Source organism: Chelativorans sp. M5D2P16 (assembly GCF_034427935.1).
Taxonomy (GTDB): domain Bacteria; phylum Pseudomonadota; class Alphaproteobacteria; order Rhizobiales; family Rhizobiaceae; genus Chelativorans.
In genome coordinates, this window is record NZ_JAXQNM010000008.1 from 149,907 (window position 1) to 169,831 (window position 19,925).

The window sequence follows — 19,925 nt, forward strand, 5'->3', positions numbered from 1 at the left end:
TTCGTCAGCTCCTGGCCTTGCCGCGTCCGGACTTCTTGCCCGGTTTGGTGGCCTTGGCGGCGATCAGTTCGAGCGCCTCTTCCTTCGTCACCGACATCGGATCCTTGCCCTTCGGCAGCGTAGCGTTGATCTTGCCGACATTGACATACGGCCCGTAGCGGCCGTCGCGCACGGTGATGACTCCGCCGCCGTCGGGATGTTCCCCGAGTTCCTTCAGCGCGGCCGGCTTGCCGCGGCGACCATTGCTTTTTTCCTTCTTCTCGGCAAGTAGCGACACGGCGCGGTTGAGGCCGACGGAGAAGACGTCCTCCACCGATTCCAGATTGGCATAGGTGCCGTCGTGCAGGACGAAGGGACCGTAGCGGCCGATCCCAGCGGAGATCATCTTGCCGGTCTCGGGATGCTGGCCGACGTCGCGCGGCAGCGACAGGAGCGCCAGCGCGCGCTCGTGATCGATGGTATCCGGTGTCCAGCTCTTGGGCAGGCTCGCGCGCTTGGCTTCCTTGCCCTCGCCACGCTGGACATAGGGGCCGAAGCGGCCCGAGCGCAATGTGATCTCCTCTTCCGTATAGGGATCCGTTCCCAGCACCTTGTTGCCGTCGAGGCCGGCCTCCGCGTCGCCATTCTCGCCGTTCTCGCCGAGCTGGCGGGTGTATCCGCATTCGGGATAGTTCGAGCAGCCGACAAAGGCGCCGTAGCGGCCGAGCTTCAAGGACAGCTTGCCCGTGCCGCATTTGGGGCAGATGCGCGGATCGCCGCCATCCTCGCGCGGCGGGAAGACGAGCGGCGCCAGCTCCTCGTTGAGCGTGTCGAGCACGTCCGCCACACGCAGGCCCTTGATGTCGTCGACGGCGCCGGAGAAATCCTTCCAGAAATCCCGCAGCACATCCTTCCAGGAGAGTTTGCCGTCCGAGATATCGTCGAGCTTTTCCTCGAGATCCGCGGTGAAGTCGTACTCCACATAACGGCGGAAGAAGTTCTCCAGGAACCCGGTGACGATTCGCCCCTTGGCCTGGGGCACGAGCTTGCGTCGCTCGTTCGTCACGTAGTCCCGGTCCTCCAGCGTCTTCAGGATCGCGGCGTAGGTGGAGGGCCGGCCGATGCCCAGCTCCTCCAGCTTCCTGATGAGCGAGGCTTCCGAATAGCGCGGTGGCGGCTCGGTCGTGTGTTTGGTGACGTTTATGTCCTTGCGCTCGAGCGCTTCGCCGGTGTTGATCTCCGGCAGGCGGCGGTTTTCCTCGTCCTCCTTGTCGTCCTCCTTGACTTCCGTATAGGCGGCGAGAAAGCCGTCGAAGCGGATGACGGAGCCGACCGCGCGCAGGCCCGCAACGCGGTCGGCGCCCTTTGCCTCGATCTCGACCGTCGTACGCTCGATCTCGGCCGCCTGCATCTGGCTGGCGATGGCGCGCTTCCAGATCATCTCGTAGAGACGGGCCTGGTCGCCATCGAGATATTTGCGCACCTGGTCCGGCGCGCGCGAGAAATCCGTCGGGCGGATGGCTTCGTGCGCTTCCTGGGCGTTCTTGGCTTTCGTCGAATAGTGGCGCGGTTTCTCCGGCAGGTAGCGCGCGCCAAAGGTGTTGTTCACTGCCGCGCGCGCCTGTTCCAGCGCCTCCGGCGCCATCTGCACGCCGTCGGTTCGCATGTAGGTGATGAGGCCGGCGGTTTCGCCGCCGATGTCCACGCCTTCGTAGAGGCGCTGGGCGACCTGCATCGTGCGCGAGGCCGAAAAGCCGAACCGCGAGGAGGCCGCCTGTTGCAGCGTGGAGGTGGTAAACGGCGGAGCGGGATTGCGCCGCGTCGGCTTGGCTTCCACCGACAGTACCCGATAGGACGCGCCGTCCAGCATGGCCTTGATGGAATCGGCCTCGGCCTGGGTTTTGATGTCGAGCTTCTGCAGCTTCTTGCCGTCGAGCGCGGTCAGCCGCGCCTCGAAGGTTTCCTTGCGCTGCGTGTCGAGCAGGGCTGCGATCTGCCAGTAGTCTTCTCGTACGAAGCGCTCGATCTCGGCCTCTCGGTCGCACACGAGCCTGAGCGCCACGGACTGCACGCGCCCGGCGGAGCGGGCGCCCGGCAGCTTGCGCCAGAGCACCGGCGAAAGCGTGAAACCGACGAGATAGTCGAGCGCACGGCGTGCCAGATAGGCGTCGACCAGCGAGGCGTCGACCTCGCGCGGTTCGGCCATGGCGTCGAGCACAGCCTTCTTGGTGATGGCGTTGAAGACGACCCGGCGCACCGGCTTGTCCTTCAGTGCGCGTTTCTGCCTCAGCACCTCGAGCACGTGCCAGGAGATCGCCTCGCCCTCGCGATCGGGGTCGGTTGCGAGGATGAGCCCGTCGGCGCTCTTCATCGCCTTGGCGATCTCGTTCAGGCGCTTTGCGGACGGGCTGTCGACGCTCCACGACATGGCGAAGTCCTCGTCGGGACGCACCGAACCGTCCTTGGCGGGCAGGTCGCGCACATGGCCGAAGGAGGCCAGGACCGTGTAATCCTTCCCCAGATATTTGTTGATCGTTTTCGCCTTGGCCGGCGATTCGACAATGACGACATCCATATGTGCGCAAAACCTTCTTCGGCATTCTTGTGGCGATGCCGTGTTTGATTGTGGGCTGCAAAGCCCGGCTGGCAAGTGAAATGGCTGCGCTTTTCCGCGCGGTCAAGGGCTCGGCCGCAAATCGCCCGACAATCGCGCTTGCAACTGCTGCTTGTTTATGTGTTCAATTTACATTTATTAGTGTATATATACATCTCCCGGCAAGCTGGGTTCAAGGGATGAACAAACGGAATGCGAACAGGCGCATTCGCGCAAGGAGGTGCACGGAAGCACAGGCGAGAGGCGGGGGCGAAGGGCGAGGGAGAATGCAGCCACATGCCCCGAATGTCACAGGAGCGGCCAGATGGCGAGGCGCTGCAATATATTCAGGCAATGCTCGGGCAGCTTGCGGCGATGGCGAGGGCCGAGCGGTGCGAGATGCTGACATATCTTATCGAGATGGCCTATGTGGAGGCCGGTGATATCGTGTGCGGCGCCCGGCCGCCGTCACTGCGCGAGGAACGGTCACGGGCTGTCGATGAGGAGGGACACAGTGCCTCCTGAATGCCGTTCCAGACGACCGGCGATGTCCAATTCCAGAAGGACGAGCGCCACCTGGGCCGGGTGAAGCCCGGTGTGACGGATGATCTCGTCGACCCCGACGGGGGTGGGCCCGAGCGCCGTGAGGACGAGTGCGCGTGCATCATCGTCGGGAGGCGGTGCGGAGGAGAAGTCCGCCGGCTCGTCCAGTTCGCGCCCCGTCGGCAGCCGGCCGATCAGGGGGGCCACCGCCTCGATGATGTCCCCGGTGCCCGTCACCAGGATGGCGCCCTGCTTGAGAAGCTTGTTGGTGCCGGCCGCACGCGGATCGAGCGGCGAGCCGGGGATGGCGAAGACGAGCCGGCCCATCTCGTTCGCCAGCTGCGCGCTGATGAGCGAACCGGAGCGGTTTGCCGCCTCCACCACCAGCAGCCCGTAGCTCATCCCTGCGACGAGCCGGTTCCGGCGCGGGAAATCCTTGGCGCGCGGCGTCCAGCCGAACGGCATCTCCGACAGCACCACGCCGCGCTCGGCAATCTCGGCGAAGAGCGCATCATTTTCCGGCGGGTAGGGCTTGTCGAGCCCGCCTGCGAGCGCGGCGACGGTACCGCTCTCCAATCCACCTTGATGGGCGGCGGCGTCGATGCCGCGCGCCAGTCCCGAGACGACCACATAGCCTTCGCGGCCCAGTTCCATGGCCATGCGCTGGGCCAGCTTGACGCCGGCGAGCGACGCGTTGCGGGCGCCCACCATGGCCACCGCCGGCTCGCTCAGGAGTTCGAGTCGGCCCTTGACCGCGAGCAGGGGCGGGGGATGGTCCGCCCGTGCCAGGAGCGCGGGATAGTGCGGCTCGCCGATCGCCACGAACCAGGCGCCCATGCGCTCGGCCGCTTCCTGTTCGGCATCGATCTCGCTCGGCGACGGGATCCGGATCCGCCGCGCACCGCCTTTGCGGGCAAGTTCGGGAAGCGCTTCCAGGGCGGCTTCGGCCGAGCCGAACCGGTTGATGAGATCGCGGAAGCTGACCGGGCCGACGTTCTCCGTGCGGATGAGGCGCAGCCAGGCCCGGCGCTGCCGATCGTCGAGCCGGCGCCCCTTGCCGGCGGCGGTGCTCACCCCTTTGCCCCGATGCGGGATTCGCGCCCCTGCGCCAGCCGGGCGATGTTGCTGCGGTGCTTCAAAAAGACCAAGAGGCTGAGCAGGGTGAAGAGCTGGGCCGGCTGCACCAGCTCCATGAAAAACAGCGCCACCGGCACGCAGACCGCCGCCACCAGCGCCGCCAGCGAGGAGTAGCGCGTGGCAAAGGCCGTGCCGAGCCACGCGACGGCGAAGACCAGCGCGCCCTGCCAGGCGACGGCGATGAGGATGCCGAGGTAGGTCGCCACCCCCTTGCCGCCCTTGAAACCGATCCAGACGGGGAAGAGATGGCCCAGAAAGGCGCCGAAGCCTGCAAGAAGCGCGTATTCGCCGCCAAAGGCGCCGGCCAGGAGCACGGCAGCGGTGCCCTTCAGCGCGTCGAGCAGGAGAGTGAGCGCGGCAAGCCCCTTGCGCCCGGTGCGCAGAACATTCGTGGCGCCGATGTTGCCGGATCCGATCTTGCGCACATCCCCCAGCCCGGCCAGCCGGGTGATCAGAACGCCGAAGGGAATGGAGCCGAGCAGGTAGCCGGCGATCGCCGCCGCAAGCAGGGCGGGCAGAGCTGCCTGCCAGTGTGTCGGATCCGGCATGTCTTCTCCTCCGTGCCCCTCGTCCTTCATCCGCGGAAAGCCGCGGACGCGTTCACCGCCTCTCCAGGCTCAGTTTACGTCCGCCGCTGCACACGCGAAATCCCATTCCCGCCTGAAAACATCAGGTCGAATATACAGTGCGACCTGCAACCATCGTGTGCAAGACCCGGCCCTGCATACGCGCACCCTCGAAGGCGGTGTTCTTGGAACGGGAGCGGATATCGGCCTCGCGCACCAGCCAGGGCGCGTCGAGGTCGACGACGGCAAGGTCGGCCGGGGCGCCCGGCCTCAACGTGCCGCCGGGCAGCCCGAAAAGCCGGGCCGGCGCCGTCGACAGTGCCTCGACGAGCCGCAGCAGCGGCACCTCGGCGGAATGATGCAGCCTGAGCGCGGCGGCGAGCAGCGTTTCCAGCCCGACCGCGCCGACGGCGGCCTCGGCGAAGGGCAGGCGTTTGGTATCGACGTCCTGCGGATCATGGGAGGAGACGATGATGTCGATCGTACCGTCTTTCAGCGCTTCGACCATGGCGAGCCGGTCCTCCTCCGCACGCAGCGGCGGGGAAAGACGGAAGAAGGTGCGGTATTCGCCGACGTCGTTCTCGTTGAGACAGAGATTGTTGATGCTGACTCCGGCGGTGACGGCCGTGCCGCGGTCCTTGGCATGGCGGATGGCGGCGGTGGACATGGCTGTCGAGACTTCCGCGGCGTGGTAGCGCCCGCCCGTCAATTCCGTCAGCATCAGGTCGCGGGTGAGGGGGATGGCCTCGGCCTCGCGCGGGATGCCGGGTAGGCCGAGCCAGCTCGCAAGCAGCCCCTCGTTCATGACCCCCGAGGAGGCGAGCCCGGGGTCTTGAGTGGAATGGGCCAGGACGATCTCCATGTCGCGCGCATAGGTGAGCGCACGGCGCATGACGAGGGCGCTGGCGATCGTGTTGCGGCCTTCCGTCAGCGCCACCGCGCCGGCATCGCGCAGCAGTCCGAACTCGCTCAACTCGCTGCCTGCCAGCCCTTTCGTCACGGCGGCGGCGGGAAAGACGTTGACCGAGGCCGTCTCGCGCGCCGTGCGCAGAACGAACTCCACCAGCGCCACGTCGTCGATGACCGGGGCGGTGTCCGGCATCATGACGAAGGAGGTCACGCCGCCGGCCGCCGCGGCCTGGCTTGCAGAGGCGATGGTCTCGCGGTGCTCCGCGCCCGGCTCGCCGACGAACACCCGCGCGTCCACGAGGCCGGGGATGATTGCCTTGCCGCTGCAATCGACGGTTCTGGCACCCTCCGGTTTCCCCTGGTTGAGCGCGCCGGCACCCGCTTCCCGAATGACGCCGTCGGCGACGATCACCGTTCCCGTCTCGTCCAGCCCCCGCGCGGGGTCGATGATGCGGGCCCGTTCGAAAACCGTGATGCTCATGCCGCGTCTCCGTTGCGGCGCGGATCGAGCAACGCCTCCATCACCGCCATGCGCACGGCCACGCCCATTTCCACCTGTTCCTGGATTACGCTTTGCGGGCCGTCGGCCACTTCCGAGGCGATTTCCACGCCGCGATTCATGGGGCCGGGGTGCATCACCAGAGCGTCCGCCTTCGCCGCCTTGAGCTTCTGCGCGTCGAGGCCGTAGAAGCGGAAATATTCGCGCACCGAGGGCACGAAGCTGCCGGCCATGCGCTCGCGCTGGAGTCTCAACATCATCACTACGTCGGCCCCTTCGAGCCCGTCCTCCATGCGGGTGAACGGCTCCACGCCCATGCGCTCGATGCCGGACGGCAAGAGCGTGGAAGGGGCGATGACGCGCACACGCGCGCCCATCGCGTTGAGCAGGATCATGTTGGAGCGGGCGACCCGCGAATGCAGGACGTCCCCGCAAATGGCCACCAGCAGTCCTGCCAGGCGTCCCTTGGCGCGGCGGATGGTCAGCGCGTCGAGCAACGCCTGGGTCGGGTGCTCGTGCGCCCCGTCGCCGGCATTGATCACCGAGCAGCCCACCTTCTGGGCAAGGAGAGCCGCCGCGCCGGCTGCCGAATGGCGGATGACGAGGATGTCGGGCCGCATGGCGTTCAGCGTCACCGCGGTATCGAGCAGCGTCTCGCCCTTCTTGGTGGCGGAACTCGCCACCGACATGTTCATCACGTCGGCGCCCAGCCGCTTGCCCGCCAGCTCGAAGGAGGACTGGGTGCGGGTGGAGGCCTCGTAGAAGAGATTGATTTGCGTGCGGCCGCGCAAGGTCGCCAGCTTCTTCTCCGGCTGGCGCGAGATGGCGACCGCCGCGTTGGCCCTGTCGAGCAGGGCTTCTATGTCGAGGGGCGACAGGTTCTTGATGCCAAGGAGGTGGCGATGGGGGAACAGAGGAAGGGCTGGCGCGTCTGTCATCTCAAAGGGGTGCTATAGGGCCCCATGGCGCCGACGGCAAGCCGAAGAAATGATTGTGTGCCCCTTCTCCCCGCCATTTCAACAGGCCGGGAAAGGGTCTAGGCTTTTTCGAGTTGCCGGGATATCCGCGCCGTCAAGAGTTCAAAGGAAGTTCACGTGAACCACGAGGTCGTCAACCAACCGCCCCCTATCAGCGGAACGAATGCCTGGCGGTCGGACCCGCTGCTCATCCAGCTCGGCGAGACCTTTTCTCCGCCGGTGCGCAAGGAGTTGGAGGGGATGGGGCGATTCGTGCGCGGGCAGGAGGCACTCGACCTCGCGCGGTTGGCCAATGTCGAGACGCCGGCGCTCAAAACGCACGACCGCTACGGGCGCCGGGCGGACCTGGTGGAATATCATCCGGCCTATCACGCGCTGATGCGCCGCTCGATCGGCGCCGGCCTGCATTCTTCCATCTGGGAGGACAGCGAGGATGAGACGGGACAGCGCCACCAGACCCGCGCTGCGCGCTTCTATCTGACCGCGCAGCTCGAACTCGGGCATCTCTGTCCGCTTACCATGACCAGCGCCTCGCTCGCCGCACTGATGGCGAGCCCCGACCTCTTCCGTGTTTGGGCACCGCGCGTCATCGCGCGCAAATACGACCATTCCAACCGCCCGGCGGCCCAGAAGCAGGGTGTCACGCTCGGTATGGGCATGACGGAGAAGCAGGGTGGTACGGATGTGCGCGCCAACTTGACCGTGGCGGAGCCGGCCGGCGACGGGCTGTTCCGCATCACCGGGCACAAATGGTTCATGTCGGCACCCATGAGCGACGCCTTCCTGGTGCTGGCACAGGCGACGGATGGCCTTTCCTGCTTTCTCCTGCCGCGCGTCCTGGACGACGGGACCGGCAACGGCTTTCGCTTCCAGCGCCTGAAGGACAAGCTCGGCAACCGTTCCAACGCTTCCTCCGAGGTTGAGTTCACCGGTGCGCTCGGCCATCCGGTCGGGGACCTGGGCGGCGGTATCCGCACCATCATGGACATGGTGACGCTGACCCGTCTCGACTGCGCGCTCGGCTCCGCCGGCCTGATGCGCGCATCGCTCGCCGAAGCCGTGCACCACGTGCGCCACCGGCAGGTCTTCGGCAAGGCGCTTTTCGACCAGCCGCTGATGAGCCGCGTGCTGGCCGACATGGCGCTGGACGTGGCGGCGGCGACCGCGCTTGCCTTCCGCCTGGCGCGTTCCTTCGACGAGGCGGCGGCGAACCGGGGCGAGGCCGCCTTCGCGCGGGTCATGACGCCGGTGGTGAAATACTGGGTGTGCAAGATCGCGCCGGGGCTGATCTACGAGGCGATGGAGTGCCTGGGTGGTAACGGCTATGTGGAAGAGTGGCCGCTTGCCCGCCATTATCGCGAGGCGCCGGTCAACGCCATCTGGGAAGGCTCCGGCAATGTGATGGCGCTCGACGTGCTGCGCGTTTTATCGCGCAATGCCGGGCTGTTCGACGAGGTGCTGGCGGGCATCCACGGGGATCTGGGCGAGACCGGCCATGGCACGGTGGAGGTGCTGAAGGCGGCGATCCGCGTGTGCCAGTCCGACGAGGGCTCCGCGCGCATCCTGACGGAGCAGCTCGCCCTGGCGGCTGCGGCTGCCGAATTGCGGCGGCTCGGGGCAGGACAGGTGGCCGACGCCTTCATCGAGACGCGGCTGGCCGGCCAGTGGCGCGGCACCTACGGCATGCTCGATGCCCGGCACGATGCCGGGACGCTGGTGGAGATGCTCTACCCCGAGGCGGGGTAGGGCGGCGATGGCCTGAAACTCCATTCACGCCGGTGCGGTAATTAAGGTTAATAAAGGGTTGCCGCTTGCGCGCCCGCCTGCACGGGGCCAGTGTTGGCGCGAAGGGTTTCGGCAGTGGAGAGAGCCCCATGCGCTACATCCTGATCTTCTGGGGATTGCCGATGGGGCTGATCTGGGGTTGGTACTTCCTGTCCCTGCACGACATGCACTTCGGCTTCTTTATGCTGACCCGCGAGGTGCACGACTACACCTTCGCCATCTACGGCCAGATTCTTGGCATCGAGCCCGCAGCGATCCCGCCTTTGCTGGCGCGCGCCTGCGTGATCGACACGTTGATCCTGCTGGCCATCTTCGCCTTCCGCCGCCGCCGCGCAATCCAGGCCTGGATCGCCGCAAGACGGGGAGGCTACCCGCGCGAGGATGCGCCGCGCAGTGCCTGAAGACGGTCGAGCGCGCCCTGCAGGATGAAGGCGGCCGCCGCCGAATCGATGCGTTCGGCGCGCTTTTTCCGGGAGATGTCCATCTCGATGAGTGTCCGCTCGGCGGCCACGGTGGACAGGCGCTCGTCCCAGAAGCTCAAGGGCAGATCGGTGAGCCGCGCGAGATTGCGCGCGAAGGCGCGGGTGGACTGCGCGCGCGGCCCCTCGCTGCCGTCCATGTTGACGGGGAGGCCGATGATCACCCCGCCCACATTCTCGCGCGAGAGCAGGTGCAGGAGGGCTTCGGCGTCCTGCGTGAACTTTTTGCGTTTGATCGTTGCGCGCGGCGTGGCGAAGGACAGGCCGAGATCGGAGATGGCGACGCCGATCGTCTTGGTACCGAGATCGAGCCCGGCCAGCGGCCTGCCGACGGGACGGGCCTGTTCCAGCTCTTCCATGGAGACGACGCTCACGGGCAACCCGCCTTTGACTTGATGCTTGCCCGTTTTATCCTGCCGGGTCTCAACATGCGAGGAGCTTGGACATGAAAATCACCTGGTACGGCCACTCCGCCTTCCGGATCGAGGCCGGTGACGCGCGAATTCTGATCGACCCGTTCCTGAGCGGCAACCCCGCCTGGGATGGCGGCTGGGAAGCGGCGGCCGAAGGCATCACCCATGTGCTGCTCACCCACGGGCATGCCGATCACCTGGGCGACTCGGCGGCGATCCTGAAACAGAGTGGCGCCATGCTGGTCGCCAACTTCGAGATCTGCATGTATCTCGTCGGGCAGGGGATTGCCGAGGACAAGATCAATCCCGGTAATCTCGGCGGGACGGTCGATTGCGGCGGCTTCACGACGACCTTCGTTCAGGCACAGCACTCCTCTTCGTTTCCGTTGGACGACGGTACCAATGTCTATCTTGGCAATCCCGGCGGCCTCATCCTCCATTTTCCGCGGGAAAAGACGCTCTATCACATGGGCGACACCGATATCTTCGGCGACATGGCGCTGATCCAGGAACTGCATCGGCCGCAGATCGGCCTTGTGCCCATCGGCGACCGGTTCACGATGGGCGGCGCGGTGGCCGCGCTTGCCTGCCGCCGCTTCTTCCAGTACGAGACGGTCATCCCCTGCCACTACGCGTCCTTCCCGATCGTCGACCAGTCGGCGGACAAGTTCATCGAGGGCATGAAGGGGACGGAGACGAACGTGCTGGTGCCCGAGCGCGGCGCGGCGGTGGAGCTGTAGCCTCTAGCGCGGCTTTTTGGGCAATGGTGTTGCGTGCCGCGCCGGGCGCGACTATAGCGCTGGGGCAATCCAATCCCGCCAGGAAAGAGAGCATGTCCGTCGATATCGAGACCGTGAAGCGTGTGGCGCAATTGGCCAGAATTGCCGTCGACGATGAGGAAGCCAGCCGCATGACCGGCGAATTGAACGCCATCCTCGGTTTCGTGGAGCAGCTTGGCGAGGTGGATGTCTCCGACGTGGAGCCGATGACCTCCGTCATTCCCACGGCCATCAGGATGCGCCGGGACGAAGTGACGGATGGCGGCAAGGCGGAGGAGATCGTGGCCAACGCGCCGGCCGGCGACGACAATTTCTTTGTCGTGCCCAAGGTCGTCGAATAGGCGGGCTGCGGCAGGTGTCGCGCAATCCACCTACTCTCGGGCGCTCATCGGCGCCCATTCATCTCATCCGTGAGCGAACGGACCTTTCATGAGCGAGCTGACCAAACTCACCATTGCCGAAACGCGTGACCGACTGGCGAAGAAGGACTTCACCGCCCTCGAGTTGGCTGAAGCCTATCTGTCCGCCATCGAGACGGCGAACGAACGGCTGAACGCCTATGTGGCCGTGACTGCGGACCAGGCGCGCGAGATGGCGAAGGCTTCCGACATGCGGCTGGCGCAAGGCGGTGCGCGGCCGCTCGAGGGCATTCCGCTGGGGGTGAAGGATCTCTTCGCCACCCGTGATACCCACACCCAGGCGGGCAGCCACATCCTCGACGGCTTCAAGCCGCCCTACGAGTCCACCGTTACCGCCAATCTGTGGGCCGACGGGGCGGTGATGCTGGGCAAGCTCAATATGGACGAGTTCGCCATGGGCTCGTCCAACGAGACCTCCTATTACGGGCCGGTGGTCAATCCCTGGCGGGCGGAGGGCGACAACAAGGACCTCGTGCCCGGCGGCTCCTCGGGCGGTTCGGCGGCGGCGGTCGCGGCCTGGCTGTGCGCCGGCGCGACGGCGACCGATACCGGCGGCTCCATCCGCCAGCCCGCCGCCTTCACGGCCACCGTGGGCATCAAGCCGACCTATGGGCGCTGCTCGCGCTGGGGCACGGTCGCCTTCGCCTCCTCGCTCGACCAGGCCGGCCCGATCGCGCGGGACGTGCGCGATGCCGCCATTCTCCTGAAATCCATGGCCTCGGTCGACGCCAAGGACACGACCTCCGTCGACCGGCCGGTGCCGGACTATGAGGCGGCGGTCGGACAGTCGGTGAAGGGACTGAAGATCGGCATTCCGAAAGAGTACCGCGTCGACGGCATGCCGGCCGAGATCGAGGCGCTGTGGCAGAAGGGCGTTGAGTGGATGCGCGAGGCCGGCGCGGAGATCGTCGATATCTCTCTGCCGCACACCAAATACGCGCTGCCGGCCTATTACATCGTCGCGCCGGCGGAGGCTTCGTCCAACCTCGCGCGCTATGACGGCGTGCGCTACGGCTTGCGGGTGCCGGGCGGCGACGTCACCGAGATGTATGAGAAGACGCGCGCGGCCGGCTTCGGCCGCGAGGTGAAGCGGCGCGTCATGATCGGCACTTATGTGCTGTCGGCCGGCTATTACGACGCCTACTATCTCAAGGCCCAGAAAGTGCGCACGCTGATCAAGCGCGACTTCGAGACCGTCTTCGACCAGGGCGTGGACGCCATTCTCACCCCGGCGACCCCCTCCGCCGCCTTTGGCATTGCCGACCAGGACATGGCCGCCGATCCGGTGAAGATGTACTTGAACGACATCTTCACCGTGACGGTGAACATGGCGGGCCTGCCGGGGATCGCCGTTCCCGCCGGGCTGGACGCGAAGGGCCTGCCTCTCGGCCTGCAACTCATCGGCCGGCCATTCGACGAGGAGACGCTCTTCCGCACCGGCCATGTGATCGAGAAGGCCGCCGGGCGCTTCTCGCCGCAGCGCTGGTGGTGAGGTGATGCGCCACGGCGCCGGCTGAGGCAGGGGGAGGCGCTTCTTGTTCCATCTCACCTCGGCGGTCTTCTGGGCGCTGGTTCAACCCGTCAATCTGGTGGGACTTTTGCTTGCGGCCTCGCTTGCCGCTTCGCTGCTCCATTGGCGGCGCGTTTCGCTCGCCGCCGGGTTCCTCGGCCTGCTCGTACTCGGCCTCGCAGGCTGGACAACCCTCGGTGCGATGCTCCTGCATCCCTTGGAGGAACGTTTCCACAGGCCCGCGCAAGCGCCGGCGGATGTCGACGGCATCCTCGTTCTCGGTGGCGGCTTCGAAGGCGCGATCAACCTGGAACGCGGCGGTTATGAACTGAACGCGAGCGGCGACCGGCTGATCGAGGCGGCGATTCTGGCGCGCCGGTATCCCGAGGCGCGGCTGGTCGTTTCCGGCGGGTCAGGATCGGTCTTTTTGGAAGGCGAGGGCGATGCCGACACAGCGCCGCGTCTCTTGACCGCGCTGGGAGTGGCACGGGAGCGCATCGAGCTCGAGAACCAGTCGCGGGATACCTACGAGAACGCGGCCTTTTCCAGAAAACACATCGCTCCGCAGCCGGGCGAGACATGGCTTCTCGTCACCTCGGCCTACCATATGCCACGCTCGGTCGCCGTTTTTCGCAACGCGGGATTTCCCGTCGTGCCGTGGCCGGTCGACTACAAGACCGCCGGCGATGAACGTGTCGGCCTTGCCGCCGACAACGTGCTCGACTCGTTGCGCAACACGACCGTGGCGCTGCGCGAATGGCTGGGGCTTTTCGCCTATTGGCTCGTGGGACGGACCGACACCCTGCTGCCGGCACCCGCGCAGAGGCCGGCCTGACGCAGGGGCGGGTGTTTCACGCGCCCGAATTTCGCCTTCTTTGTTGAAAATTTACCAACATCCCGTTCGCTGCAAGCTATTGAATCCCCTGGAAGGATCCTTATATGCCGGCGGCGTTCGGCGGTACGTCGCCCTTCTTCGGCCGTTTTTTCTGTTGCTTCGCCGATAGCGTGGGAGTATGCCCCGCTTAAGCGACCGGTCATGGGAAGAGGGGGCCGTCGCGTGAACAAACGAAATGACGGGAATTCAATGGACGATAGCGTTCAGAAATCCTGCTGGGGCGTCACCGCCAAGGCAGCGATTGGCCTCGCCGGCATCATCCTGCTGGCCTGGCTCTTTGCCGGAAGCGAATCGCTGGCCGTGATCGCGGCCAGCTAAGCAGAAAAAGATTCAGTCCACTTCCATGAACCGGGGCGCGGCCGCAGAAGCCGCGCCCCGGTTCGTTCCGTTGCCTTGTCATGTCGCTTCCTGACACGCATATGCTGCCGATACGGCGCATGGATGCGGCCTCTACAGCGCAATGCGTCCTTTGGGACGCACAAGGAACGCTGTAAGCTGAAACCGCGCATCCCGCTTTCCGAAAACCTTCGGGGTTCGGAGCGATACGCCGGCTGGCTGGAGTTGAATGATGTTCCTTTCCGTCTTCGATCTCTTCAAGATCGGCATCGGCCCGTCGAGTTCCCATACCATGGGACCGATGGTGGCGGCGGAGCGTTTCCTGGACGAGATCGCCGAAGGCGAATGGCCGCGCCCCGCCGGTGCGACGGTGTCGCGGCTGGCGGCCAGCCTGCACGGATCGCTGGCTTTCACGGGCGTCGGCCATGCCACCGACCGGGCAGTGATCCTGGGCCTTAATGGTCTCACCCCGACAACGATCGATCCCGATACGGCGGACGGGATCCTCGATCACATCCGGCGGGCGCGGCGGCTCGATCCGCCGGGCCATCCCGGCTACGACTTCGATCCCGAGACGGACCTCGTCTTCGACAGGAAGGCGCCGCTTCCGGGCCATGCCAACGGGCTGGCGTTTTCCGCCTCCGATGCCGATGGCCGCCTCCTGCTGCGCCGGGTCTATTATTCGGTCGGCGGCGGCTTCGTGGTTTCGGAAGAAGAGCTCCAGGCGCTCCAGGCACGCGGCAAACAGGCCGCCGAGCGCAACGTGCCCTATCCCTTCGCCAATGCCCGTGAGATGCTGGCCATGGCGGCCGAAAGCGGGCTTTCCATCGCCGAGATGAAGCGGGCGAACGAAGAGTCCCGCGTCAGCGCGGCCGAGCTCGATTCCGGGCTCGACCGGATCTGGGAGGCGATGCACGGCTGTGTCGAGCGCGGCCTGTCCCAGGAGGGCGTCATGCCCGGCGGGCTGAACGTTCGCCGCCGCGCCCGCCGGCTTCATGAAACGCTTCAGGAGGAGTGGCGGCAGAATCGGCCGAACCCGCTTTCGGCCAATGACTGGCTTTCCGTCTATGCCATGGCCGTCAACGAGGAGAACGCGGCCGGCGGGCGCGTCGTCACCGCCCCAACCAACGGCGCGGCCGGCGTCGTGCCGGCGGTCCTGCGCTACTGGCTGCGTTTCCACGTCGACGCCGACCAGAAGGGCATCCGCGACTTCCTGCTGACAGCGGCCGCCGTCGGCGGCATCGTCAAGCACAACGCATCCATCTCCGGCGCCGAGGTCGGCTGCCAGGGTGAGGTGGGGTCGGCTTCTGCCATGGCCGCCGCCGGGCTCGCCGCCGTCATGGGCGGCACGCCGGAGCAGGTGGAGAACGCCGCCGAGATCGCGCTCGAGCATCATCTCGGCATGACCTGCGATCCGGTCGCCGGCCTCGTCCAGGTGCCCTGCATCGAGCGCAACGCGCTCGGCGCGGTGAAGGCCGTCACCGCCGCGTCCCTGGCGGTGAAAGGGGACGGAACCCATTTCGTCTCGCTCGACGCGGCGGTGGAGACCATGCGCCAGACCGGCATCGACATGAACGAGCGCTACAAGGAGACGAGTCTCGGCGGGCTGGCGGTCAACGTGGTGGAGTGCTAGCGTCCCTCGCAATTGCTGGTCCGGTGAACCACCGGGAGCTGTGGACGGGTTCGGGCGGGCCTTTCTTCCGCCGAAAGGCGGCCTTAAACAAGGCGGCATGGCCCTTCATCTCATCAAACTCTGTGTTGGCTGCGAAAGCCCCGACATGCTGGAAGCCTGGGTTTCCGGACGGCTCGAGGAGCGGCGGCGGCGCGGCGAGCCCACCGAGCAGATCCACACCACGCGGATGGTGCCGAAGCGCATGGAGGAACTGTGCGCCGGCGGGTCGCTCTACTGGGTCATGAAAGGCATGGTGCAGTGCCGCCAGCGCCTCCTGGAGATCCGGCCCTTCATCGACGCAGAGGGCATCTCGCGCTGCCAACTGGTTCTTCAGCCGGAGATCACGCGCACGGAATGGCAGCCACGGCGCCCGTTCCAGGGCTGGCGCTACCTGAGGGGGAAGGACGCGCCGGCGGATCTGAAGACGGGCGCCGAGGGCGACGAGATGCCGGACCACCTGCGCCGTGAGCTGACGGAACTGGGCCTGCTTTGACGGGCGGTGTTTTCGGGCTTGCCAGCCGGCCCGCGCAACCACATCTTGTTTTCATGAGTGAGAAGAAGACGCCGGTTCGGCCGGAAAGCAGGGCCGACATCGCCAAGCCGCGCTCGGACACCGCGGCCGTAGAAGCTTTCGTGCGCCAGGCGCGCGCAATGGCCGTCCGAGGCGAAGGAGCAGGCCGCCTGATCCTGGCGCTCGACGCCACCATGAGCCGTCAGCCGACCTGGGACCTTGCCTGCGAAATCCAGGCGAGCATGTTCGACGCCGTCGGCCGGGCGGGTGCCCTCAACGTGCAGCTCGTCTACTACCGCGGCTTCGGTGAGTGCGCCGCCTCCCGTTTCGTTGCCGATACGGAAGCGCTCAAGCGGCTTATGACGCGCATCGACTGCCGCGGTGGACAGACGCAGATCGGCAAGGTGCTTTCGCATGCGTTGAAGGAGAGTGGGCGGGGAAAGGTGAACGCCCTGGTCTTCATCGGCGATGCGATGGAGGAGGATGTCGATCTTCTGGCAGAGAAGGCAGGTGAGCTGGGCCTGAAAAATATCCCCGTCTTCCTCTTCCAGGAAGGGACGAACCCCGTGGCGACCAACGCCTTCCGAGAGATCGCCCGGCTGTCCCGCGGGGCCTGGTTCCGCTTTGACCGCAGTTCGGCCGATACACTTGCAAAGCTGCTTTCGTCGGTGGCGGTTTTCGCGACAGGCGGCCTGCCGGCGCTTGAGAAGCGGGGGCGCCCGGAGGACCGGCTCATGATCGAGCATCTGAGCGGGAGGCGATGACCGTAGCCTTTGTCGCGTTCGCGCTTCTTCTGCTGCTGCTTCTTGCGGCGGTCGCCTTCATGCGGGCAAGCCCGGCCGGTATCGCCAGCGCGCTCCGGTTTGCCGGCCCGGTGGTGCTCGGGCTGGTTGGGCTGGTTATGCTTTTCGCCGGCCGGGCGGGGCTCGGCGGCATGCTTCTGTCGGGCGCCGCCGCCTGGCTCGGTTCCAACCGGATCCGTGCGCGTCCGCGGCCCTCGGCGGGCCAGCGTTCGACCGTGCGCTCTGCCGCGCTCGAGATGGAGCTCGACCACGATACCGGTGCACTCGCGGGAACGGTGCTGGCGGGGCGCCACGAGGGTCGGCGACTTGCGCAGATGAGTCTGGAGGAACTCCTGGCGCTCAGAAGCGAGCTCGCCAAGGATGGTGAGAGCCTGCAGCTATTGGAGACGTATCTTGACAGCCGCTTTCCCGTCTGGCGCGAAGGCGCGGATACGCACGAGGGCGCGGGGCAGGGCGGCGCGCCCACTCCTGGCCGCATGACCAAGGAGGAGGCTTACGAGGTCCTTGGTCTTGAAGCGGGGGCGGGTGCGGCGGAAATCCGCAAGGCACACCGCCGCCTGATGCAGCGTCTGCATCCCGATATGGGCGGCTCGTCCTTTCTTGCCGCGCGCATCAACGAAGCCCGAGACGTTCTCCTGTCCCAACACGAATAGCCCTCCTTGGACGCAATACTCACCGGGCAGAGCGGCAACGGTCAGTTCTGAACCGCGTAGCAGGCCACGTTCTTCTTCTTGAGCGATTCGCACGCGCTCCAGGCCGCGGATTTGCCTGCGAATCCGCCGAAGCGCGCGCGATAATAGGTCCGACCCTTCATCTCGAAGACCTCCGTGAAGGGGGTCGCATCGGCAAGCACGCTCGGCACCTCCTGGCTCGTCTCGGCGAGCAGACGGCGTGCATCCTGCTCGCTGGGCATGGAAGCGACCTGGATCACCCAGCCCTTCACGGCGGTCGAGGCTGTGGGAAGCGGATCGATCTCCTCCTGCTCGTCCTTTTCGGCGACTGCCTTGGAAAGCGCCGCGGCGGCGGCGGCAACCGGTGCATTTTCCTCGGCGTAGCCGACGACGACGGGGGCTGCGGGCTCGGGCCTGACGTCGGGTATGGGGGCTTTCTTCGGCAGCGTGCTTGCGACCATTCGACCAGCCGGGCCACCCTTGGCGATCAGCATGCGGTCGGAACCGGTGGACGCTTTGGGCAGTGTGCGACGGATGAGGTCGGCCATGTGCGCGTCACGGCTGCGGGCCGTGCGGCCGCCCATCACCACCGCCACGATGCTCTTGCCGCCGGTCGCCACCGAGCTGACGAGGTTGAAGCCGGAGGCGCGGATATAGCCGGTTTTGATGCCGTCGACACCCTTCACGTTGCCAAGGAGGTTGTTGTGGCTGCTGATGCGGCGCCCGCTATAGGTGAAGGAGCGGGTGGAAAAATAGTCGTAGTATTGCGGGAAGTGCTCGCGCAGCGCGATGCCGAGGCGGGCCATGTCGCGCGCCGTCGTTTTCTGCGCGCTGTTGGGCAGCCCGTGGGCGTTCTTGAAGGTGGTGGAGGACATGCCGAGCTGGTGCGCTTTCCTTGTCATCATGGCGGCGAACTTGGCTTCCGAGCCGCCGAGGAACTCCGCAACGGCGGTCGAGATGTCGTTGGCGGACCGCGTCACCAGGGCGTAGATCGCCTGCTCGAGGGTGATGCTTTGCCCGGCAGGCACGCCGAGTTTGGTCGGCGGCTCGGCGGCAGCATTGCGCGAGACGGGCACACGCGAATTCTTCGAAATCTTTCCGCTCTCCATCGCTTCGAAGACCAGGTAGAGCGTCATCATCTTGGTGAGCGAAGCGGGATAGCGGGGCGAATCCGCGCTATCCTCGTACAGGACTTCACCCGTCTTGGCGTCGACGACGATCCCCGCATATTTTGCGTTCGCGGCCGCCGGCGCCGCCGTGAACAGCGCTGCCACCAAGGCCGCCGTCATCACCGCGGCGACTATACGGGAGACATTCTGGAAGGATCCAACGAGACCTGTGTGAGCCTGACGCACAACCGCACCTATTCTGACCGTGATCTTGGACCGGAGTCTTTGAAGAACGGTATGGCGCGCGCCGTTACCAATCCGTTTACGGTTTTCGAAACCCTTCGGGAATTTTGCAAATTTGAAGCGAATTGGCTGCGGTTTGGTGCGGCATGAACGCCGGCTCGGGCACCTCGGTCTGCAATGCATTGCGCTTGTTTTCTTCTTGCGTTGGACGATGATGGCCGACCCCTCGCGGCAAGGCACGGCATGAACCCCGACACGCATGTCGATGCGCCGTACCGCGCGGAGCGGAACAGTTGAACGAGACGCAAGCCGACGGGTGCACCGTCCCGGCTGGCCGCAACCCACAAGGCATTGGAAAATGGCGGCCGTGTGATAGCCAAATCATCTGCTGCGGGAATGTTCCGACGCTGCCGCGCCGCAGCCGGGCCGATTATCGCATCTGCCTTTGAAATCGGTCATAGCGAGCCTTAGATGGAAGGAGGGTCGGGTGGCGTGATCGGTGTGCCGCGGTGGCCTCACTGGCCAGTTCGGCAGCGGGGTCAGGGCCTCGGTTTGTCACTTTCACCAGCAGGCGAGAGAATTGCGGGTCTCGTGCAGGAAAATTTGACGGCGACGGAGACGCAATCCGTATTGTCAGCGCGGCAGAAGGGCTTAAAATCCCTGTTCGAGTACCTACATGTCGCTCCTCTTGAAGGGAGCGGCGGGAAGCATGGACCATTGACGATCGGCGAGAGCAAAATGCCAGGCGACGCTTTGCGGATGGCCCGAGGCGACGATGACGGCAAAAACACCGGGCGCGGCACCGCCGTCATCACACGAACCCGGACGAAGACCAAGAAGCCGAGTCTCTACCGCGTGTTGCTTTTGAACGACGACTACACGCCGATGGAGTTTGTCGTTCACGTGCTGGAACGGTTTTTCCAGAAGGACCGGGAAGCGGCGACCAGAATCATGCTGCACGTCCACAATCACGGCGTCGGCGAATGCGGCGTCTACACTTTCGAAGTGGCCGAGACCAAGGTGGCTCAGGTCATGGATTTTGCCCGTCAGCATCAGCATCCGCTGCAATGCGTGATGGAGAAGAAATGAGGTATTGA

General features: G+C 65.8%; 21 protein-coding genes. 14 read left to right on the forward strand and 7 right to left on the reverse strand.

What is annotated here, in order from left to right; genetic code table 11:
- Positions 1-4: 4 nt before the first annotated feature.
- Positions 5-2,554, reverse strand: coding sequence for a type I DNA topoisomerase (gene topA, locus SIN08_RS03675; RefSeq protein WP_322450176.1), 2,550 nt, complete (start codon positions 2,552-2,554; stop codon positions 5-7).
- A gap of 315 nt (positions 2,555-2,869) precedes the next feature.
- On the opposite strand from topA, the gene SIN08_RS03680 reads away from it, so the two are divergent.
- Positions 2,870-3,097: a hypothetical protein gene (locus SIN08_RS03680; protein ID WP_322450177.1), complete on the forward strand. Its 228-nt coding sequence runs from the start codon at positions 2,870-2,872 to the stop codon at positions 3,095-3,097.
- On the opposite strand, the gene dprA is transcribed toward SIN08_RS03680, so the two are convergent.
- From dprA to SIN08_RS03700, 4 genes are all read right to left on the reverse strand, one after another.
- Positions 3,059-4,189 carry a DNA-processing protein DprA gene (dprA, locus tag SIN08_RS03685; protein ID WP_322450178.1) on the reverse strand — a complete coding sequence of 377 codons (1,131 nt, stop codon included), beginning with the start codon at positions 4,187-4,189 and terminating at the stop codon, positions 3,059-3,061. The two genes, SIN08_RS03680 and dprA, sit on opposite strands and share 39 nt — an antisense overlap.
- Positions 4,186-4,800: a glycerol-3-phosphate 1-O-acyltransferase PlsY gene (gene plsY / locus SIN08_RS03690; protein WP_322450179.1), complete on the reverse strand. Its 615-nt coding sequence runs from the start codon at positions 4,798-4,800 to the stop codon at positions 4,186-4,188. Before plsY ends, dprA begins: the two co-directional genes overlap by 4 nt.
- Before the next feature lie 121 nt (positions 4,801-4,921).
- Positions 4,922-6,208, reverse strand: coding sequence for a dihydroorotase (locus SIN08_RS03695; RefSeq protein ID WP_322450180.1), 1,287 nt, complete (start codon positions 6,206-6,208; stop codon positions 4,922-4,924).
- Entirely contained in the window at positions 6,205-7,164 is a 960-nt protein-coding gene (locus tag SIN08_RS03700) for an aspartate carbamoyltransferase catalytic subunit (RefSeq protein WP_322450182.1), read from the reverse strand. The genes SIN08_RS03695 and SIN08_RS03700 overlap by 4 nt, the downstream gene beginning before the upstream one ends.
- 156 nt (positions 7,165-7,320) lie before the next feature.
- Here SIN08_RS03700 and SIN08_RS03705 point away from each other — a divergent pair, with 156 nt between their 5' ends.
- Complete coding sequence (locus SIN08_RS03705) at positions 7,321-8,949, forward strand: acyl-CoA dehydrogenase family protein (RefSeq protein ID WP_322450183.1); 1,629 nt, start codon at positions 7,321-7,323, stop codon at positions 8,947-8,949.
- Positions 8,950-9,077: 128 nt separating this feature from the next.
- Positions 9,078-9,389 (forward strand): DUF6105 family protein, encoded by a 312-nt coding sequence (locus SIN08_RS03710; protein WP_322450185.1) that lies wholly within the window; start codon positions 9,078-9,080, stop codon positions 9,387-9,389.
- Here SIN08_RS03710 and ruvX read toward each other — a convergent pair.
- Positions 9,356-9,841 carry a Holliday junction resolvase RuvX gene (gene ruvX / locus SIN08_RS03715; protein ID WP_322450187.1) on the reverse strand — a complete coding sequence of 162 codons (486 nt, stop codon included), beginning with the start codon at positions 9,839-9,841 and terminating at the stop codon, positions 9,356-9,358. The two genes, SIN08_RS03710 and ruvX, sit on opposite strands and share 34 nt — an antisense overlap.
- 71 nt (positions 9,842-9,912) lie before the next feature.
- On the opposite strand from ruvX, the gene SIN08_RS03720 reads away from it, so the two are divergent.
- The 9 genes from SIN08_RS03720 (at position 9,913) to SIN08_RS03760 (ending at position 17,458) form a co-directional block, all read left to right on the forward strand.
- On the forward strand, positions 9,913-10,620 hold the full coding sequence (locus SIN08_RS03720; RefSeq protein WP_322450188.1) for a metal-dependent hydrolase: 708 nt from the start codon (positions 9,913-9,915) through the stop codon (positions 10,618-10,620).
- Between the two features lie 92 nt (positions 10,621-10,712).
- The gene (gene gatC / locus SIN08_RS03725; RefSeq protein ID WP_322450189.1) at positions 10,713-11,000 is read left to right on the forward strand and encodes an Asp-tRNA(Asn)/Glu-tRNA(Gln) amidotransferase subunit GatC; all 288 of its coding nucleotides are present in this window, start codon (positions 10,713-10,715) and stop codon (positions 10,998-11,000) included.
- Positions 11,001-11,088: 88 nt separating this feature from the next.
- On the forward strand, positions 11,089-12,570 hold the full coding sequence (gene gatA / locus SIN08_RS03730; RefSeq protein WP_322450191.1) for an Asp-tRNA(Asn)/Glu-tRNA(Gln) amidotransferase subunit GatA: 1,482 nt from the start codon (positions 11,089-11,091) through the stop codon (positions 12,568-12,570).
- Positions 12,571-12,613: 43 nt separating this feature from the next.
- Entirely contained in the window at positions 12,614-13,423 is an 810-nt protein-coding gene (locus SIN08_RS03735) for a YdcF family protein (protein ID WP_322450192.1), read from the forward strand.
- A 249-nt stretch (positions 13,424-13,672) separates the two neighbouring features.
- Complete coding sequence (locus SIN08_RS03740; RefSeq protein WP_322450193.1) at positions 13,673-13,801, forward strand: hypothetical protein; 129 nt, start codon at positions 13,673-13,675, stop codon at positions 13,799-13,801.
- Between the two features lie 250 nt (positions 13,802-14,051).
- The gene (locus tag SIN08_RS03745) at positions 14,052-15,452 is read left to right on the forward strand and encodes an L-serine ammonia-lyase (RefSeq protein ID WP_322450519.1); all 1,401 of its coding nucleotides are present in this window, start codon (positions 14,052-14,054) and stop codon (positions 15,450-15,452) included.
- Positions 15,453-15,549: 97 nt separating this feature from the next.
- Positions 15,550-15,984 carry a DUF1489 family protein gene (locus tag SIN08_RS03750; protein WP_322450194.1) on the forward strand — a complete coding sequence of 145 codons (435 nt, stop codon included), beginning with the start codon at positions 15,550-15,552 and terminating at the stop codon, positions 15,982-15,984.
- Positions 15,985-16,037: 53 nt separating this feature from the next.
- The gene (locus SIN08_RS03755; protein ID WP_322450195.1) at positions 16,038-16,766 is read left to right on the forward strand and encodes a VWA domain-containing protein; all 729 of its coding nucleotides are present in this window, start codon (positions 16,038-16,040) and stop codon (positions 16,764-16,766) included.
- On the forward strand, positions 16,763-17,458 hold the full coding sequence (locus SIN08_RS03760; protein WP_322450197.1) for a DnaJ domain-containing protein: 696 nt from the start codon (positions 16,763-16,765) through the stop codon (positions 17,456-17,458). Before SIN08_RS03755 ends, SIN08_RS03760 begins: the two co-directional genes overlap by 4 nt.
- Positions 17,459-17,499: 41 nt before the next feature.
- On the opposite strand, the gene SIN08_RS03765 is transcribed toward SIN08_RS03760, so the two are convergent.
- Positions 17,500-18,750, reverse strand: a complete 1,251-nt coding sequence (locus SIN08_RS03765) for a D-alanyl-D-alanine carboxypeptidase (protein WP_416208010.1) — start codon at positions 18,748-18,750, stop codon at positions 17,500-17,502.
- Between the two features lie 66 nt (positions 18,751-18,816).
- On the opposite strand from SIN08_RS03765, the gene SIN08_RS03770 reads away from it, so the two are divergent.
- Together SIN08_RS03770 and clpS are read left to right on the forward strand one after the other, a co-directional pair.
- Positions 18,817-18,978, forward strand: coding sequence for a hypothetical protein (locus SIN08_RS03770; RefSeq protein WP_322450199.1), 162 nt, complete (start codon positions 18,817-18,819; stop codon positions 18,976-18,978).
- Positions 18,979-19,587: 609 nt separating this feature from the next.
- Complete coding sequence (gene clpS, locus SIN08_RS03775) at positions 19,588-19,917, forward strand: ATP-dependent Clp protease adapter ClpS (RefSeq protein ID WP_322450520.1); 330 nt, start codon at positions 19,588-19,590, stop codon at positions 19,915-19,917.
- The last annotated feature ends 8 nt before the right edge of the window (positions 19,918-19,925 follow it).

What these genes read in the sequence shown, in the direction of transcription:
- topA (WP_322450176.1), bottom strand. Translation starts at nt 2,554, where the DNA reads ATGGATGTCGTCATTGTCGAATCGCCGGCCAAGGCGAAAACGATCAAC.
- SIN08_RS03680 (WP_322450177.1), top strand. Translation starts at nt 2,870, where the DNA reads ATGCCCCGAATGTCACAGGAGCGGCCAGATGGCGAGGCGCTGCAATAT.
- plsY (WP_322450179.1), bottom strand. Translation starts at nt 4,800, where the DNA reads ATGCCGGATCCGACACACTGGCAGGCAGCTCTGCCCGCCCTGCTTGCG.
- SIN08_RS03695 (WP_322450180.1), bottom strand. Translation starts at nt 6,208, where the DNA reads ATGAGCATCACGGTTTTCGAACGGGCCCGCATCATCGACCCCGCGCGG.
- SIN08_RS03700 (WP_322450182.1), bottom strand. Translation starts at nt 7,164, where the DNA reads ATGACAGACGCGCCAGCCCTTCCTCTGTTCCCCCATCGCCACCTCCTT.
- SIN08_RS03710 (WP_322450185.1), top strand. Translation starts at nt 9,078, where the DNA reads ATGCGCTACATCCTGATCTTCTGGGGATTGCCGATGGGGCTGATCTGG.
- SIN08_RS03720 (WP_322450188.1), top strand. Translation starts at nt 9,913, where the DNA reads ATGAAAATCACCTGGTACGGCCACTCCGCCTTCCGGATCGAGGCCGGT.
- gatC (WP_322450189.1), top strand. Translation starts at nt 10,713, where the DNA reads ATGTCCGTCGATATCGAGACCGTGAAGCGTGTGGCGCAATTGGCCAGA.
- gatA (WP_322450191.1), top strand. Translation starts at nt 11,089, where the DNA reads ATGAGCGAGCTGACCAAACTCACCATTGCCGAAACGCGTGACCGACTG.
- SIN08_RS03740 (WP_322450193.1), top strand. Translation starts at nt 13,673, where the DNA reads ATGGACGATAGCGTTCAGAAATCCTGCTGGGGCGTCACCGCCAAGGCA.
- SIN08_RS03745 (WP_322450519.1), top strand. Translation starts at nt 14,052, where the DNA reads ATGTTCCTTTCCGTCTTCGATCTCTTCAAGATCGGCATCGGCCCGTCG.
- SIN08_RS03750 (WP_322450194.1), top strand. Translation starts at nt 15,550, where the DNA reads ATGGCCCTTCATCTCATCAAACTCTGTGTTGGCTGCGAAAGCCCCGAC.
- SIN08_RS03755 (WP_322450195.1), top strand. Translation starts at nt 16,038, where the DNA reads ATGAGTGAGAAGAAGACGCCGGTTCGGCCGGAAAGCAGGGCCGACATC.
- SIN08_RS03760 (WP_322450197.1), top strand. Translation starts at nt 16,763, where the DNA reads ATGACCGTAGCCTTTGTCGCGTTCGCGCTTCTTCTGCTGCTGCTTCTT.
- clpS (WP_322450520.1), top strand. Translation starts at nt 19,588, where the DNA reads ATGGCCCGAGGCGACGATGACGGCAAAAACACCGGGCGCGGCACCGCC.